We start from the raw sequence: 14,378 nt of genomic DNA, 5'->3' as shown, positions 1-14,378 counted from the left end.
ACCACTTGTAGAGATTCACGCTGATTTCACCCTGGATTAATCTAGTTGCCAACGGCACCTTGTTTTCTGCCCGCCCGGACCGCCACCGAGGCGGCCAAAAACAGCAGTGTCCCGCCGAGTCGAGTTGCTCGGCGGGACACTGCGGTCAGCTGCGGGCGAGTCGCGGCCTAGGAAACCAAAGCCGGGTAATCGATGTAGCCGCGCTCCGCACCGGCGAAGAAGGTCGCCGGATCGGCTGCATTGAGCGGGCCGCCGACTTTCAGCCGATCAGCCAGATCGGGGTTCGACAAGGCCAGCTGGCCCACTGATTCCAGGTCGGCCACCCCGGCCGAGACATCGGCACCCACCTCGGCCGCGTCGCGTCCGGGCCGGTTGATGATCAAAGCCTGCGGCCAATTGGCCCGGACCCAGGACAACAATTCCTGGTCACCGATATGCATCAGGTGCAGATAAGCCAAACCGAGCGGAGCCAGTTCGCCGACCAGATGCCGGTAGGTGTCCGCGTAATCCGGGCCCTCCACCGTGCCACCGGCGCCGTTGTTCGGCGAAAGCCTGATGCCGACCCGGTCCCCGCCGATTTCCTCGGCTGCGGCTTTGGCGATCTCGACGATCAGCCGGGCGCGGTTTTCGACGCTGCCGCCGTAGGAATCGCTGCGCAGATTGGTGTTCGGCGACAGGAACTGGTGCAGCAGGTAGCCGTTGGCGGAGTGCAGTTCGATGCCATCCGCCCCGGCAGCGACCGCCGATCGCGCTGCGGTCCGGAATTCTTCCACGATGCGGGGGATTTCATCGGTCGCCAACTCGCGCGGAGTCGGGATTTCCTGCGGTCCATTGGCGGTGTTCATCTCGTGGACTTCGGGCTTCACCGCAGAAGGAGCCGCTGGCAGAGTGCCGTCCTGGGTATTGTCCGGATGGCTGATCCGACCGGCATGCATCACCTGGATGAACAACGCACTGCCTTCGGCGTGCACCGCATCCGCGACCTTGGACCAACCGGCGATCTGCGCATCGTTGTAAATGCCGGGGGTGAGCATGTACCCCTGGCCTTCCGCGGAGGGCTGAGTGCCTTCGGTGATCAACAGGCCCAAACCGGAACGCTGCCGGTAATAATCCACCATGAGGTCGGTCGGCACCCCGCCGACGGTCGCCCGGTTCCGTGTCATCGGTGCCATCGCCAGGCGGTTCTTCAACTCAACCTGCCCCAAAACGAATGAATCCCATACCGTGGTCATCTGCTGCTTCCTTGCCTCGTCTGCCAATAAATGCGTTTGCATCCATCGGAAACTCCGGCCGGCCGGAGTTTGTTCCACGCGGGACGAATTCCCAGGCAGCACCCAGGTTCAGCCGGGTCGACCGGCGCCCGGAGTCAACGGGAAGTACCCGACGGCAGCCCGGCCTTGCGCAGCACCGCGGCGGTGCTGGCTTCCGGTGACAAGTCCAAGCGGCGCAGCAGCTGGGCATTCGCGGCGACCACTACCGTGGACAGCGACATCAAGATCGCACCCACCGACATCGGCAAGACGAACCCGAGTGGTGCCAGTATTCCGGCGGCCAACGGCACCGACAGGAGGTTGTAGCCGGCGGCCCACCAGAGGTTCTGCTTCATCTTCCGGTAGCTGGCTTTGGAAAGCTCGATCACCGAAAGCACCGAACGCGGATCGTCGCTGGCCAAGATCACCCCGGCGGAAGCGATCGCCACATCGGTACCGGCGCCGATCGCGATGCCGACGTCGGCCCGGGCCAAGGCCGGAGCATCATTGACCCCGTCGCCGACCATGGCCACCTTCCGGCCTTCCTGCTGCAACTGCGCCACCTTGGCGGACTTGTCCTCCGGACGGACCCTGGCGAAGACCCGGTCGATGCCCAGTTCCCCGGCCACCGATTGCGCCACCGCTTCAGCATCGCCGGTGATCATCACGACCTGCACGCCCAGCCGCCGCAGTGCGGCCACGGCCTGGCGGGATTCGGCGCGGATCTCATCGGCCAATTTCAACGCCCCGGCGACTTCTCCGTCGACCAGCAGGTGCAGGATGATGGCACCCTCGGCGCTCCACGGCCGGCTGATCGGCAGCTCGGCCCGTTGTTGCGCTTCCAGCAACGCCGGCCCGCCCACGCTGACCGACCGGGCCCCGACGGTGACCGTGACACCGACCGCCGGCACCGAGGAAAAATCGACGGCCTCCGGAATCCGGAGCCCACGGGCCTCCGCCGCGGTCACGACCGCCCGGGCCAAAGGGTGTTCACTGGGCAGCTCCGCAGCCGCAGCTAAAGCCAGGACCTGGTCTTCGGTGTATCCCGCGGCGGGCGCGATGCCGAGCACCGCCGGTTCGCCCTTGGTCAAGGTACCGGTTTTGTCGAACAGCACGGTATCCACGGTGCGCATGCTCTCCAGCGCCATCCGGTCCTTCACCAGGACGCCGCCGCGCGCCGCGCGCTCAGTCGCGATCGAGACCACCAACGGTATCGCCAGGCCGAGCGCGTGCGGGCAGGCGATCACCAACACCGTGATCGTGCGGACGACGGCGATGTCGGGTACCCCGAGCAGCGTCCAGACCACCGCGGTGACCGCTGCTGCGCCGAGCGCGAACCAGAAAAGCCAAGCGGCCGCGGTATCCGCCAACCGCTGCGCCCGGGAGGAGGAGTTCTGCGCATCGGCCACCAAACGCTGGATCCCGGCCAAGGCGGTATCCTCGCCGACCGCGGTGATCTCCAGACGCAGACCGGAGTCCACCGCGACGGTGCCGGCCACCACCACAGCACCGACGCCCCGTCGCACCGCCAGCGACTCGCCGGTGACCATGGATTCGTCAATGCTCGCCGAGCCCTCCAGGATCCGCCCGTCGGCGGGAATCGATCCGCCCGGCCGCACGATGACCACGTCCCCGAGCGCCAACCCGGCCGGTGCCACCTTGACGATCTGCCCGTCCACCAGACGTTCGGCCTCGTCCGGCAGCAGGGCGGCCAGCGAGTCCAGAGCCGAGGAGGTCTGGGCCAGCGAACGCATCTCGATCCAATGCCCCAGGAGCATGATCACTACCAGCAGCGCGAGCTCCCACCAGAAGTTCAATTCATGGTCCAGCAGACCCAGACTCGATCCCCAAGAAGCGAGGAAGGCCACCGTGATGGCCAATCCGATCAAAAGCATCATCCCGGGCTTGCGGCTCCTGATTTCACTGACCGCGCCGGTCAGAAACGGCGCGCCGCCCCAGAAGTACACCACGCTGCCCAGCACCGGCGAAACCCAGGGCAGGCCCGGCAGGTCGGGCAACGAATAGCCGGCAATCATCGCGAACATCGGACTCAGCAGCACCACGGGGGCAGCGATCAGCAACATGATCCAGAACAGCCGCCGGAATCTGGCCACATGATCACCGTGACCACCGTGCCCGTGGTCCATTGCCTGAGCGGCCTCGGGGTGGTCCGTCTGCGTTGCGGCAACTGGATGGCCGGCATGCCCGTGCGTTTGCACCATGTCTTTCATGCCAGTGAACATATACCCCCGGGGGGGTATATGTCAATCGTGCCCGAACTTCCACGAAGTCCGGGAAAACCGGGGTATGCTCAGCCTGGGGACCGCCTGGATCCGAACTCGGCGGCGAACTCCCACGGCGACTGGCAGACAACCGATGGACGGCAGCGATCCGATGACCAGCAGGAAGCGAATCAGCACCAGAACCGGGTTCCACCCGGTGTTCCTGGTGCTCGCGGTCGCGGTATTGCTGCTCGGATTCGTCGGCATGCACGCAGTCGCGAAGGGCAGTGCACCGATGGGCATGCCACAGACCTCCATGTCGGGAAACATGGCATCGGCGGAATATTCCGCTTCTGGAATACATTCACCGCGGGCTACCGGCGAGCCGGACTCCGGCAACCGCAGTGCCGACCCGGCGCCGGCAATGCCCTGCGGCAACCCGACGGAACCGGGAACCGGGATGGCCACCCCGTGCGTGCCCTTGCAAAGCGACGCCTTCAGCGCGGCGATCCACGCGGAGTCCCGGCTGCAACCGTCCGCACCCTCGATGCCGGTCCCGGAGGCACTGGCGTTCCCGGCCGACGTCGATCCACAGCCACCATCGCTCGAGCAACTTTCCATCGATCGCAGATAGCGTCAGCGGACTCCGCCGGCAGCACGCCGTCCGGAGACCTTGTTGCGGCCCGCCCGTTTCCGGGGTCGGCCGATTCCTTCCGCTTCGCTTACTGAAAGTTGAACCATGAAAAAGACCACCAGCCATGCCCTTGCCGCCTCGGCACTGATCCTGCTGCTTGCCGGCTGTGCCGGAAATCCGACCGGATCTTCGATGAGCGGAATGGATCATGGCGCCATGCCGACCGGATCCGCGACGGCGTCCTCGAACCACAATGCCGCCGATACGATGTTCGCCCAAATGATGATCGTGCACCATCGGCAGGCGGTGTCGATGAGCGACACCGTGCTCGCCGCGCCCGGCATCGATTCGCGGGTCACCGGACTGGCCCAGCGGATCAAGGCCGCCCAGGACCCGGAAATCGAGAAGATGAAAACCATGCTCGGCACCTGGGGCGAGCCTGAAACCATGTCCGGATCGATGTCCATGCCGGGGATGCTGGACGAAAGCCAACTCGCCGAGCTGGCCGGCGCGAACGGAGTCGAAGCTGCCAAGCTCTTCCTCAGCCAGATGATCGCGCACCACCAAGGCGCGGTCGAATCCGCCAAAACCGAGCTGCGCACCGGCTCGAACCCCGAAGCCGTGCAATTGGCCAAGGACATCATCGGCGCCCAGCAGGGCGAAATCGACGAAATGCGGTTGCTCCTTGCCGGACTCTGAACAGATCTCCGGGAAAAAATCCCGGCCGCGATGTCGAGTCCTGCACACCGGCTCCGACGTAGCATCGTTATCAGCCGGCAAATGTTTCCACGAGACAAGGAAATCCACACCATGAAATACGTGATCCTGATCCATTCCAACCCACAGCCCTGGGGGCACCCGACCTCGGACTTCGTCGCCGAATTCCAGGCCCTGCCGCAAGCCCAACGCGAACAGATGAACGCGGACTTCGAGAAGTTGCTCGGCGAGCTGCAAGCACAGGGCGAACTCGTCACCGGCGAGGCTCTGGCCGATCCGGCGAGCGCGAAACTGTACCGATGGTCCGCCGGGCAGCCGGTGGTCACCGACGGCCCTTACTCCGAGGCCAAAGAGCACTTCGCGGGCTTCTTCATGATCGATGTCGCATCGCAGCAAAGGGCTGAAGAAATCGCAGCCCAGTTCAGCGGACCCGGCGACACCGTGGAGCTGCGGCCCGCGATGTGGCCCGGTGGCGACGACTCGTGACTCCTGACGCGCTGGAGGACGTGTGGCGGCGCGAGTCGCCGCACGTCCTCGGCGCGTTGCTGCGGAAGCACGGCAACCTCGCCGATTGCGAGGATGCGGCCCAGGAGGCGCTGCTTGCCGCGGCCCAGCAGTGGCCGGACGAAGGCCGGCCGGACAATCCCAGGGCCTGGTTGATCCGAGTCGCCGGACGGCGGTTGACCGATCAGTTCCGCAGCGATGCCAGCCGGCGACGACGGGAAATGCTCGACGCCGGTGCACAACGCCTCGATTCCGCCGTGGAATCCGAACCGGTCCCGGACCGTGACGATTCGCTGCAATTGCTGCTGCTGTGCTGCCACCCGGCGTTGAGCCGGGCTTCGCAAGTCGCCTTGAGCCTGCGCTGCGTGGCCGGCCTGGACACCGAGCAGATCGCGGCCGCCTATTTGGTGCCGGCGTCGACCATGGCGCAACGGCTTTCCCGGGCCCGCACGGCATTGCGCGAGGCCGGGGCGAAGTTCAGCTTTCCGGCACCGGAGCAGCTGCCGCACGGCGTGGCCGCAGTCCTGGACGTCTGCCATTTGATTTTCAATGAGGGGTACATCCGCAGTTCCGGAGTGGAGCTGCACAGCCCCGAATTGGCGCAGGAGGCGATCCGCCTGGTCCGGATGCTGCGCGCGGCGCTGCCCGACCACGACGAGGCGGCCGGGCTGCTGGCGTTGCTGCTGCTGACGCACGCGCGTTCGGCGGCCCGCATAGATTCCGCCGGCAACCTGGTTCCGTTGGAACACCAGGACCGTTCGCAATGGGATCGGAAGCTGATCGCCGAAGGCGTGGCGCTGCTCGAGGCCGTGCTGCCCCGCGGACATGTGGGCCGTTACCAATTGCAGGCTTCGATTGCCGCAGTCCACGCAGAGGCTGCCTCCTGGCAGGAGACCGACTGGCTCCAGATCAATCTGCTCTACGGAATGCTGGATTCAATCGCGCCCAGTCCAGCGGTCACGCTGAACCGCGCGGTCGCCACCGCGATGGTGTTGGGCCCCGACGCCGGCATCGCGATCGTCGAAAAGCTGCTGGCGGACCCGGTGCTGCGCAAACACCACCGGACCCATGCGGTCTTGGCGCACTTGTTCGACGCGGCCGGCAACCGGCCGGCCGCCGTCGAACATTTCGCGCTGGCCGCCCAGATCACCCGGAGCCAGGCGGAACAGCGCTATTTGAACCGGAAACTGAGCGCGCTCAAGGCCCAGCAGGCACCGTGACCGGTCACCTGACGCACGGTTTCGGTCACTTCCGAGTAGAGACCGTCCCGAGGCTTCGGCGATCTGCGCCACGGCATCGGCATAAGTGATCGCCTCCGGCGTGCCCCCGGTCGGCACCGCCAGCCGGTCTGCTTCAATCGTCGGGAGCAGGAATTCTTCGCCGAAGTTCTGCATGAAGAAGTTCGCCCGGACGATCGTCCACTCCAGGCTGCTTTGCTGCAACGCGGCTTCAGCGACTTCCATCGAGGCCTCGAACAGGAAATTGCCTTCCAGATTGCGCGACGACAAGAGCAGCGCGCGGCTGCCGGTCTTTCCGCTCGCACCGAGCACCAAATATTCGTTTCCAGTTACGTGTTTCGTTCTGCTTGGTTGTTCCCGGTTCATCTTGGTCCATCTTGGTCCATCAATTCCGAGTTTCGTCTTTGCTTGCTGCCGCAGCAAGGCCACGCCGATCAGGCGTGCAAGTGGATGCCGAGATCGGTGCGCCCGGGCAGGATTTCCGGATTGAGTGCGCGGCCGGGGCGGTACTGGCCCTCGTTCAGCTTCCGGAACGGGACCGGGGATTCCGAATCGATGTCCTTGAGCCGCTCCACCAACCGGTTGATCTCATGTTCCACGTCCTCGGCACCGAGTCCGTCCGCGTCGGTGATCACGTGCAATGGCAAGGAGGACATGCCCAGGTACCAGAAAGTGCCGTGCGTGATCGGGAAGAGCAACGAGTCGATGTCGCCGCTGATGCCACGCGGGCCGATCGAAGCCGCGTCCTCACCGGCGGTCACCACGATCAGTGCTCTGCGTCCGACGAATTTTCCATCGCCGTAACGGCGCGGAACTCCGGCGTCGCCATCGATGTCATCGCCGAAGGCGAAGCCGTTGGTCAGCACCCGGTCGAACCAGCCCTTGACCATTGCCGGGGCGCCATACCACCACAGCGGGAACTGCAGCACCAGCAGATCTGCCTCGGCCAGCTTGGCCTGCTCCCGCTGCACCTCTTCGGGCAACTGGCCAGCCGCAAAAGCATCCCCGGTCAATTCCACGAACGAGCTGCCCGGTTCGGCCTGCTCGCCTACCGTGCCCAGGTCCCGGCTGGACAGGCGCGCGTCGAAGTCCATGGCATACAGGTCGGACGTCTCGACGTCGTAGCCATCGCCCAGGGCTACGACCCCGGCCTCGAAGATCTGCTGGTTGAAGGAGGGGTTGGACGGGTTCGCGTACACCCAGAGCGCTTTTTGCTTCCTTGTTGTCATACCTATGAAAATATCGCGTAGCGCGATTTAATATAAGTACCGATCTTACTTACACATACCGTCAAATATGTCAGTATTGAGCCATGAGAGATTCTATCGCCAAAGCAATCGAGGTCTGTCCGGTGGAAGTCGCCATCTGCATGATCGGCGGTGCCTGGAAACTCACTGCGCTCAGCTGCTTGTTGGAAAACGGCACCATGCGCTTCGGCGAACTCCGCCGTTCGGTCGGTGACGTGAACGAACGCTCCCTGGCCCGGCAGCTGCGTGAGCTGGAAACGGACGGTCTGATCCGTCGCGAAGTTTTCGCCCAGGTGCCACCCAAGGTCGAATACAGCCTGACCCATTGGGGCGAAGAGCTGGCACCGACCATCAAAGCACTGGATGCCTGGAGCACCCGCTGGATCGCCGAAGCTCAAGCCGAAGAAGCAGCGTCCGCCTGAGCGCTCCGCCGCATGACGACTTCGCGCACCGCGGTGCCGAGCACGGCGATCGCGAGCGCCACCACGAGCCGGAAGCCACCGTCCCCGGCCGGACCCAGAGCCTGGCGGAAAACCTGGCCGAAGGCATCTGCCGTGTCGGCCAGGTTTCCGGCGAGAACCCGCGAACCGAAGGCATACTGCTGCGCCGTCACCGCCGCCGGGACACTCCAGAGCAGCAGCAGATTCACCACCCACACGAGCAACCGGCCGGCTGGCCGAAGGCCGCACCAGAACAAAACTATGCCGACGATCACCGCCGGCAACCAGCGGTCCAATACCGAAATCCAGTTGGGCAGCTGGCCTTGGGGCAGCAAATAGCTGAACCAGGAGATGAACCACGACGACGCCGGCACGGCGGCCAAGCCGAATCCGACCGCAGCCGCAGCCCGGCTGCGCGCAGCAATGAGGCCGAGCAACAGCGCGGTGGCAATGATCAAAAGCAGCACGCCGCACAACAGCCCGAAGAAATAGACCTGCGCCAGCTGACGCACTTGAGACCCGATGCCCAGCCCGGAACCGAGCACTACGAAGCTCTGCAGCGCAGCCAGTGAATGCACCAGCAGCAGTCCGCCCACCGTGCACCAGATCATGCTCCGCCGGTTGCCGGCCGGGAAGTAACGCGCCGCAAGACCGCCGATGACGCCACCGGTGACCAGGAGCACCAACAGGGAGAACAGCGAATACTGACTCAATGGCAGCGCCGAGAACGGCATGGTTTCCGGGGCTGCTTCGAGCATCCAGAAGTTCTGCAGCGACAACCGCCGGCCACTGAGCAACCACGGGAGCAGACCGATGATGCCGGCCGCCACGCCCATAGCCAAAGCGGCCAGATTGAGTTGCACCCGGGACCACTGGGGATTGGGTTCCTGGGCGGGGTCCGTCGGCGATGCAGCGGCTTGGGTCATGATTCCAGAATAAGCGGGTTCGGCTTGCCGCCGGCCGATAAGCTGGTGAACACGGCACCCGCCGAATGGAATCAAGGAGTCTGGGGACCATCGTGATTCACCGAGTCAGGGCAATGCAGCATGGACAATGACCAGCGGCCGGCCCAGTCGGCGCTTTCCGGGGCAACCAAGACCCTGTTGGGTCGGAAGTCGGACTGGATTCCAGGATTCGCACCGTTTCCAGGGGGGCGCAATCTTCTGGGACCGCTGCTGATCATCGCCACTTTCGCCCTGAGCGCGCTGCCGTTCCTGGGCATGCTCGACCAACCAGGCGATGACGCACTGGGGCTGTTGGTGGGCACCGAGTCGATCCTGGCGATGTCCTGGACCTTCGTTTTGGCGATCCGCACCCGGTGGAGCGAATGGCTCTTCGGCGGGCTCGACCGCGTTTACGTGGCGCATCGCTGGCTCGGGGTAGTCGCCGTGGTGTTGATGTGGTGGCATATCCAATCGTCGAACCAAGTCACCGGAGTGCCCGGAGCAAACCCGGCGGCCGCCGAATTCGGCACGACTCTGGCCGGGATCGCCGAACCGACGCTTTACCTCTTGGTACTGGTGAGCGTCCTGCGTTGGCTTCCGTGGCGGCTCTGGCGCTTGACCCACAAGCTCTTGATCATTCCCTTCGGCTTCGCCGCCTACCATATGGTTACCGCGGAAAAACCCTTCGGGAACTTCTCCGCATGGGGGTTGTGGTTCGGCCTAGTGATTGCCGCCGGCATCCTGGGCTACCTGATCCGGGTCGTCGGCCGGGACGCCATCTGGCGTGGTTCGCCGTACCGGATCGCCGAGTTGATTCCGCACCCGGGCGCGGTGGAGATCCTACTCACCCCGCAGGGCCGGCCGCTGAGCTGGAAACCGGGCCAGTTCGCCTTTCTAAAACTCCAAGTCCCCGGGCTCAGCGAACCGCATCCGTTTTCGATTGCGACCGACCCGCAACGGCCTGGGCTGCGGTTCATGGTGCGCCGGCTGGGCGATTGGACTGATCAGTTGGAGGATGCGGTCGCGGTCGGGGATCGCGCCTTCGTCGAGGGGCCTTACGGACAGCTCCGGATCTTCCCGGCCGGATCTCCGCGCCGCACCGTCTGGATCGCCGGCGGGGTCGGCATCACGCCATTCCTCGCTGCACTCCAGCAACTGCCCGGGACCTCCGGGCAAGAGCCGCCAATCCTGATCCACGCAGTCCGCAACGAAGACTCCGCGCATGCCCGCTCCGAGGTCGAGGCCGCTGCAGCCCAAGGCAGGATCGAACTCCACTACTTCGATTCCGACGCAGGCAGACCGCTCACCGAACAGTCCTTGCTGCAGGAACTCGGCCCGTCGGGCCTGCGAGGCGCCCACGTGGTGCTGTGCGGGCCGGTGAAAATGACCCGCTGGCTGAGGCGGCTGGCCCGCCGTCAAGGCGCAAAACACGTGGAAAGCGAGATTTTCGATCTTCGCGGCGGAATCGCTCCGGATCTGAGCCGGGTCATCGGCCCCCAGCTCAACCGGATGCCGCTCGCCAGATTGTTGTCCGAAGCCCGGATTTGGCTGCGGTCCGGCCGCGGCCCGAACTGATTTCGATTCGCGAACCGGCAACGCCGTCCGACCGCGAGGAACTACCGCTGGCTTTCCGCACGGAACCAGGCGATGTAGTCCGCCGCAGCGGCCGCGACCTGGAATCGAGGCTCGAAGCCGGTGTCTTCGCGGAGCCGGGCGGTATCCAACCAGCTCACCGGCCGGCCGGGCCTCGAGGGCAGCTCGGCGGTGAAACCGGGCTCGGCGGCCGCGAGCGCTGCGATCACCTCGGCATTGCTGGTCGCATGCCCGGAGCCGACGTTGTAAGTCGGGTATTGCAGGCGCTCCGCCAATTGCAGCAGCGCGAGCGCCCGACCAGTGTCTTTCACATAGCAGAGGTCGAGTGCGTCCTCGAGGTACGGCGTTGCCACCAGACCGGACAGTTCCGGCACGGTGCGGTGCGCCGCAGCATAAGCGAGCGAGGGCGCGGCGAAAAATGGATCGGGCAGATGCCCGCCCGGCCCCCAGGTGCCCGATATCCGCGCATTCACGATTTCGACGTCGGCCACGGTGCTGAGGTGGCTGCCGAGCAGTTCGGCGATCTTCTTGAAGGTCGGGATGACGTGCAGGTACTCCATGGGCAGCGGGGTGTCTTCCCGCAGCGCGCCGGACTCCGCCACCCCGCTGTAGACCCCGATGGTGCTCGCCGTGACGATCCGGCGCACTCCCCAGGCCCGCGCCGCACGGACGATGTTGAGAAAGCCTTCGAGCGCGCGACCGGCGGCATCGACCGGATCCTCCTCGGTGACCGGCCAGGGCAGGGCAATCGCGAGATGCACGATTCCGGTGATCGGGTATTGCTGGCCTACCCGGAGCAAAGCGGAGCTGTCCGTGACGTCGCCTTGCACGACGTGGACCGGAAGATCGGCCAATTGCCTGGGCACCTCGGGGCTGCGCCGCTGGATCAGGACGCATTCCTCACCCGCCTCGTGCAGTGCGCGGACGGTGTGCGAGCCGATGAATCCGGCGCCTCCGGTAACGAGAATCATCTCTAGCCCTTTCGTTTCTTAATCTGATCATCAGGATTACTGATGATCATCATCACTGATAAGATGGAATCATGTCAAGTGAAAATCCCGCCGGCGGCAGCCCGCACGATATCCTCGGGTACCTGCTCAAGCATGCGAACTGGCGGCTCGTCGAAATCACCGATGCCGCATTGCAGCCCCTGGGCATCGACAGCAAGGCCTATGGCGTCCTGCGGATCCTGGTCTGGCAGAAACCGATGTCGCAGCAACAGGTGGCCCAGACCTTGGGCGTCGACCGCACCACCATGGTCGCCTTGTTCGATGCACTCGAAGCGCAGCAGATCGTGACCCGGCGGCCGGACCCGCAGGACCGGCGCCGGAACGTCGTCGAACTGACCGATTCCGGCCGGAAGCTCTTCCGGCGTGCCGATCAGGCTTATCAAGCTGCGGAGCGGGAATTCCTCGCGCCGGTCGATGCCGCGGTCGGCGAGCAGCTCCGGCAGACGCTGCGAACCCTGCTCGGCGAATAGGCTTCCAGCCCACCGTCCGCATCCCCGGGGCCGCGATGTGCCGTACCTCCGGGCTATCCGCTCCGGATGATTCGCCGCTGGACCGCCACCGAAATCGCCGCAGTGCGGTTATCCACGCCGAGCTTTCCGTAGATGTGCACCAAATGGGTTTTGACCGTCGCCTCCGAGATGAAGAACTGTTTTGCCATGGCCCGGTTGGAGAGCCCGGTGGCCAACAACTCCAACAACTGGACTTCCCGCGGCGTGAGATTCGGCGCCGGGTTGCTGATCCGGCCCATGAGTCGCGCGGCAACCCGCGGGGCGAGTGCAGTCTCGCCCGCGGCGGCGGCCAGCACCGCTTGGCGGATTTGCTCCGACGGGGCGTCTTTGAGCATGTAGCCGGTCGCGCCCGCTTCGATCGCAGCCAAAATGTCCGCATCGGAGTCATAAGTGGTCAGGATGAGTACCGGCGGCGGATCCGGCAGCAGCTTGATCTGCTCAGTTGCCCGGACGCCATCCAGCCCGGCTCCCATTTGGAGGTCCATCAACACCACGTCCACGGACTCGCCCAGTGCCGCCAGCCGCGCCAACTCCTGAAGCGCCGCCCCGCCATCCGCCGCCTCGGCGATCACCGACATGCCTTCGAAGTCCGCCAGCATGGCCCGCAATCCGGCGCGCACCACAGGGTGGTCGTCGACCAGGAGAATTCCGATTTCCTTCATTGCGCCGCACGCTCCCCGGTTTCCAGCCTGACGTCAATGCTCAAGCGGACCGCGACCACGGTTCCTTCGCCGGGCGCCGATTCCAGCCCGAGCGATCCATTGAGTTCGCCGATCCGATGGCGCAGCGCCTGCAACCCGAAGCCCCGGCCATCCGGCCGTTCCGTGAGTTGCACCGCAGCGGGGTCGAACCCCACGCCATCATCGTAGATGTCCAAGGTGACGTCGTTGCCCTGGAACGCCAGGGTGACAACGGCATGGTCGGCCCGGGCATGCTCCCGGGTATTGCCAAGACTCGCCTGGGCGGTGCGAAGCAGCGCAACCCGGTATGGTTGCGGCAGCTCGACCGGATCCCCTTGCAGTTCGAAAATGCAGCGCAGAGCCGCACCCCGCGCTACCGCATCGGCTTCCGTGCGTTCGCAAAGCCGCCGCAGGCTGTCCACCAACGAACTTTCCTGCAACGTCGGCGAACTGAGGCCCCGGACGAAATTCCGCGCCTCGGCGAGGTTCTCCGAGGCGGTCTGCTGGACCAAGGCCAGCCGCGACGCAGTGGTGTCCGGGTCGCCCGCGGCCAATGACTTTTCTGCAGCCCGGGCGACCAGCACGATGCTGGAAAGGCCCTGGGCCAGAGTGTCATGGATTTCCTGGGCGATCCGTCCCCGCTCTGCCAGGACTCCGGCTCGATGCTGCGCCGCAGCCAACTCGGCACGGGTCCGCCGGAGCTCTTCGGCGTCCCGGCGCTGCACTTCCGCTTCCCGGTAAAGGGCCTGATAGGCCAAACCGGTCACCACCGAGAACCCCGCGCCGAAAAGCGGACCCAAGACCGCCGGCAGCTGCGGAACGAGAAACCCGCCGGCGGCCCATTGGGCGGCAATCACGGCTGCCGTCAACACCGCGATGGCGGGCAGCGCCACCAAGCGCGGCAGCAAATGCAGGTAAAGGAAGAACAAGGGAAAAGCCAGCCAGGAAAAATCAGCGCTGCCGACCAGCAGAAGCGCCCAGAGCACGGTCACTGCGCCGAGCCACAACAAGCTGTAACGCCGCGGATCGGCACCGAGCGCTCCGGAAGCAAACCGCTTCTCCAACACGGTTCCGGCCAAATAGACCACGGCCAGCAGAACGGCCAGGCCGACCAGGAGGAACTTGGCCGATGGGCGGCTGTCGGCGAACAGCAACCGCAGCAACGCAACAGTCAACAGACCGGCGAACCCCACGTGCAAGGCGACCCGGAGCGCACGCAGAATCGCCATCGTGGATGCGGATGCTGTCCCGCTCGGCGGGTCCGCCGCCTGCCCCCGAGGGCGAAGACCTTTCATGACCGGCACTGGACCAGTCTATGCAGCACGGTCGCCGGGCGGATCAATCAAATGGTTGACCTGCCGGCCAACCCATCGGCCGTCCGGGATCAACC

At 65.1% G+C, this 14,378-nt stretch carries 14 protein-coding genes; 7 read left to right on the top strand and 7 right to left on the bottom strand.

Going from position 1 to position 14,378, the window contains the following annotated elements; genetic code table 11:
• Positions 1–167 precede the first annotated feature (167 nt).
• Both JOE69_RS10175 and JOE69_RS10170 read right to left on the bottom strand, forming a co-directional pair.
• On the bottom strand, positions 168–1,232 hold the full coding sequence (locus tag JOE69_RS10175; RefSeq protein WP_309798371.1) for an alkene reductase: 1,065 nt from the start codon (positions 1,230–1,232) through the stop codon (positions 168–170).
• Positions 1,233–1,366: 134 nt separating this feature from the next.
• Positions 1,367–3,481, bottom strand: a complete 2,115-nt coding sequence (locus tag JOE69_RS10170) for a heavy metal translocating P-type ATPase (RefSeq protein ID WP_309798370.1) — start codon at positions 3,479–3,481, stop codon at positions 1,367–1,369.
• Between the two features lie 163 nt (positions 3,482–3,644).
• Here JOE69_RS10170 and JOE69_RS10165 point away from each other — a divergent pair, with 163 nt between their 5' ends.
• From JOE69_RS10165 to JOE69_RS10150, 4 genes are all read left to right on the top strand, one after another.
• The gene (locus JOE69_RS10165) at positions 3,645–4,106 is read left to right on the top strand and encodes a hypothetical protein (RefSeq protein ID WP_309798368.1); all 462 of its coding nucleotides are present in this window, start codon (positions 3,645–3,647) and stop codon (positions 4,104–4,106) included.
• A 105-nt stretch (positions 4,107–4,211) separates the two neighbouring features.
• The gene (locus tag JOE69_RS10160) at positions 4,212–4,805 is read left to right on the top strand and encodes a DUF305 domain-containing protein (protein ID WP_309798366.1); all 594 of its coding nucleotides are present in this window, start codon (positions 4,212–4,214) and stop codon (positions 4,803–4,805) included.
• A 111-nt stretch (positions 4,806–4,916) separates the two neighbouring features.
• Positions 4,917–5,309: a YciI family protein gene (locus tag JOE69_RS10155; RefSeq protein WP_296362471.1), complete on the top strand. Its 393-nt coding sequence runs from the start codon at positions 4,917–4,919 to the stop codon at positions 5,307–5,309.
• Positions 5,306–6,547, top strand: coding sequence for an RNA polymerase sigma factor (locus JOE69_RS10150; protein ID WP_309798362.1), 1,242 nt, complete (start codon positions 5,306–5,308; stop codon positions 6,545–6,547). The genes JOE69_RS10155 and JOE69_RS10150 overlap by 4 nt, the downstream gene beginning before the upstream one ends.
• A gap of 452 nt (positions 6,548–6,999) precedes the next feature.
• Here JOE69_RS10150 and JOE69_RS10145 read toward each other — a convergent pair whose 3' ends face one another.
• Positions 7,000–7,794, bottom strand: coding sequence for an NAD(P)H-dependent oxidoreductase (locus JOE69_RS10145; protein ID WP_309798360.1), 795 nt, complete (start codon positions 7,792–7,794; stop codon positions 7,000–7,002).
• 83 nt (positions 7,795–7,877) lie between these two features.
• Between JOE69_RS10145 and JOE69_RS10140 the strand changes: the two genes are divergently transcribed.
• The gene (locus tag JOE69_RS10140; RefSeq protein ID WP_309798358.1) at positions 7,878–8,234 is read left to right on the top strand and encodes a winged helix-turn-helix transcriptional regulator; all 357 of its coding nucleotides are present in this window, start codon (positions 7,878–7,880) and stop codon (positions 8,232–8,234) included.
• Here the strand turns inward: JOE69_RS10140 and JOE69_RS10135 are convergent.
• Positions 8,207–9,178 carry a hypothetical protein gene (locus JOE69_RS10135; protein WP_309798356.1) on the bottom strand — a complete coding sequence of 324 codons (972 nt, stop codon included), beginning with the start codon at positions 9,176–9,178 and terminating at the stop codon, positions 8,207–8,209. The genes JOE69_RS10140 and JOE69_RS10135 overlap by 28 nt on opposite strands.
• A 120-nt stretch (positions 9,179–9,298) precedes the next feature.
• Between JOE69_RS10135 and JOE69_RS10130 the strand changes: the two genes are divergently transcribed.
• Positions 9,299–10,771 carry a ferredoxin reductase family protein gene (locus JOE69_RS10130; protein ID WP_309798354.1) on the top strand — a complete coding sequence of 491 codons (1,473 nt, stop codon included), beginning with the start codon at positions 9,299–9,301 and terminating at the stop codon, positions 10,769–10,771.
• Between the two features lie 41 nt (positions 10,772–10,812).
• Here the strand turns inward: JOE69_RS10130 and JOE69_RS10125 are convergent, their stop codons facing one another.
• Positions 10,813–11,760, bottom strand: coding sequence for an NAD-dependent epimerase/dehydratase family protein (locus tag JOE69_RS10125; protein WP_309798352.1), 948 nt, complete (start codon positions 11,758–11,760; stop codon positions 10,813–10,815).
• Between the two features lie 71 nt (positions 11,761–11,831).
• On the opposite strand from JOE69_RS10125, the gene JOE69_RS10120 reads away from it, so the two are divergent.
• Positions 11,832–12,269, top strand: coding sequence for a MarR family winged helix-turn-helix transcriptional regulator (locus JOE69_RS10120; protein WP_309798350.1), 438 nt, complete (start codon positions 11,832–11,834; stop codon positions 12,267–12,269).
• Positions 12,270–12,322: 53 nt separating this feature from the next.
• Here the strand turns inward: JOE69_RS10120 and JOE69_RS10115 are convergent, their stop codons facing one another.
• Both JOE69_RS10115 and JOE69_RS10110 read right to left on the bottom strand, forming a co-directional pair.
• Complete coding sequence (locus tag JOE69_RS10115; protein ID WP_309798348.1) at positions 12,323–12,970, bottom strand: response regulator transcription factor; 648 nt, start codon at positions 12,968–12,970, stop codon at positions 12,323–12,325.
• Positions 12,967–14,283, bottom strand: a complete 1,317-nt coding sequence (locus JOE69_RS10110) for a sensor histidine kinase (protein ID WP_374709746.1) — start codon at positions 14,281–14,283, stop codon at positions 12,967–12,969. The genes JOE69_RS10115 and JOE69_RS10110 overlap by 4 nt, the downstream gene beginning before the upstream one ends.
• Between the last annotated feature and the right edge of the window lie 95 nt (positions 14,284–14,378).

The organism is Arthrobacter russicus, from assembly GCF_031454135.1.
GTDB classification, from domain to species: Bacteria; Actinomycetota; Actinomycetes; order Actinomycetales; family Micrococcaceae; genus Renibacterium; species Renibacterium russicum.
Note: the sequence above shows the minus strand (reverse complement) of the source record. Positions and strands in the feature narration are given on the sequence as shown.

Bases quoted from the DNA above. Each gene is read 5' to 3' on its own strand.
- JOE69_RS10175 (WP_309798371.1), bottom strand. From the start codon at position 1,232: ATGACCACGGTATGGGATTCATTCGTTTTGGGGCAGGTTGAGTTGAAG.
- JOE69_RS10170 (WP_309798370.1), bottom strand. From the start codon at position 3,481: ATGAAAGACATGGTGCAAACGCACGGGCATGCCGGCCATCCAGTTGCC.
- JOE69_RS10165 (WP_309798368.1), top strand. From the start codon at position 3,645: ATGACCAGCAGGAAGCGAATCAGCACCAGAACCGGGTTCCACCCGGTG.
- JOE69_RS10160 (WP_309798366.1), top strand. From the start codon at position 4,212: ATGAAAAAGACCACCAGCCATGCCCTTGCCGCCTCGGCACTGATCCTG.
- JOE69_RS10155 (WP_296362471.1), top strand. From the start codon at position 4,917: ATGAAATACGTGATCCTGATCCATTCCAACCCACAGCCCTGGGGGCAC.
- JOE69_RS10145 (WP_309798360.1), bottom strand. From the start codon at position 7,794: ATGACAACAAGGAAGCAAAAAGCGCTCTGGGTGTACGCGAACCCGTCC.
- JOE69_RS10140 (WP_309798358.1), top strand. From the start codon at position 7,878: ATGAGAGATTCTATCGCCAAAGCAATCGAGGTCTGTCCGGTGGAAGTC.
- JOE69_RS10135 (WP_309798356.1), bottom strand. From the start codon at position 9,178: ATGACCCAAGCCGCTGCATCGCCGACGGACCCCGCCCAGGAACCCAAT.
- JOE69_RS10130 (WP_309798354.1), top strand. From the start codon at position 9,299: ATGGACAATGACCAGCGGCCGGCCCAGTCGGCGCTTTCCGGGGCAACC.
- JOE69_RS10125 (WP_309798352.1), bottom strand. From the start codon at position 11,760: ATGATTCTCGTTACCGGAGGCGCCGGATTCATCGGCTCGCACACCGTC.
- JOE69_RS10120 (WP_309798350.1), top strand. From the start codon at position 11,832: ATGTCAAGTGAAAATCCCGCCGGCGGCAGCCCGCACGATATCCTCGGG.
- JOE69_RS10115 (WP_309798348.1), bottom strand. From the start codon at position 12,970: ATGAAGGAAATCGGAATTCTCCTGGTCGACGACCACCCTGTGGTGCGC.
- JOE69_RS10110 (WP_374709746.1), bottom strand. From the start codon at position 14,283: ATGAAAGGTCTTCGCCCTCGGGGGCAGGCGGCGGACCCGCCGAGCGGG.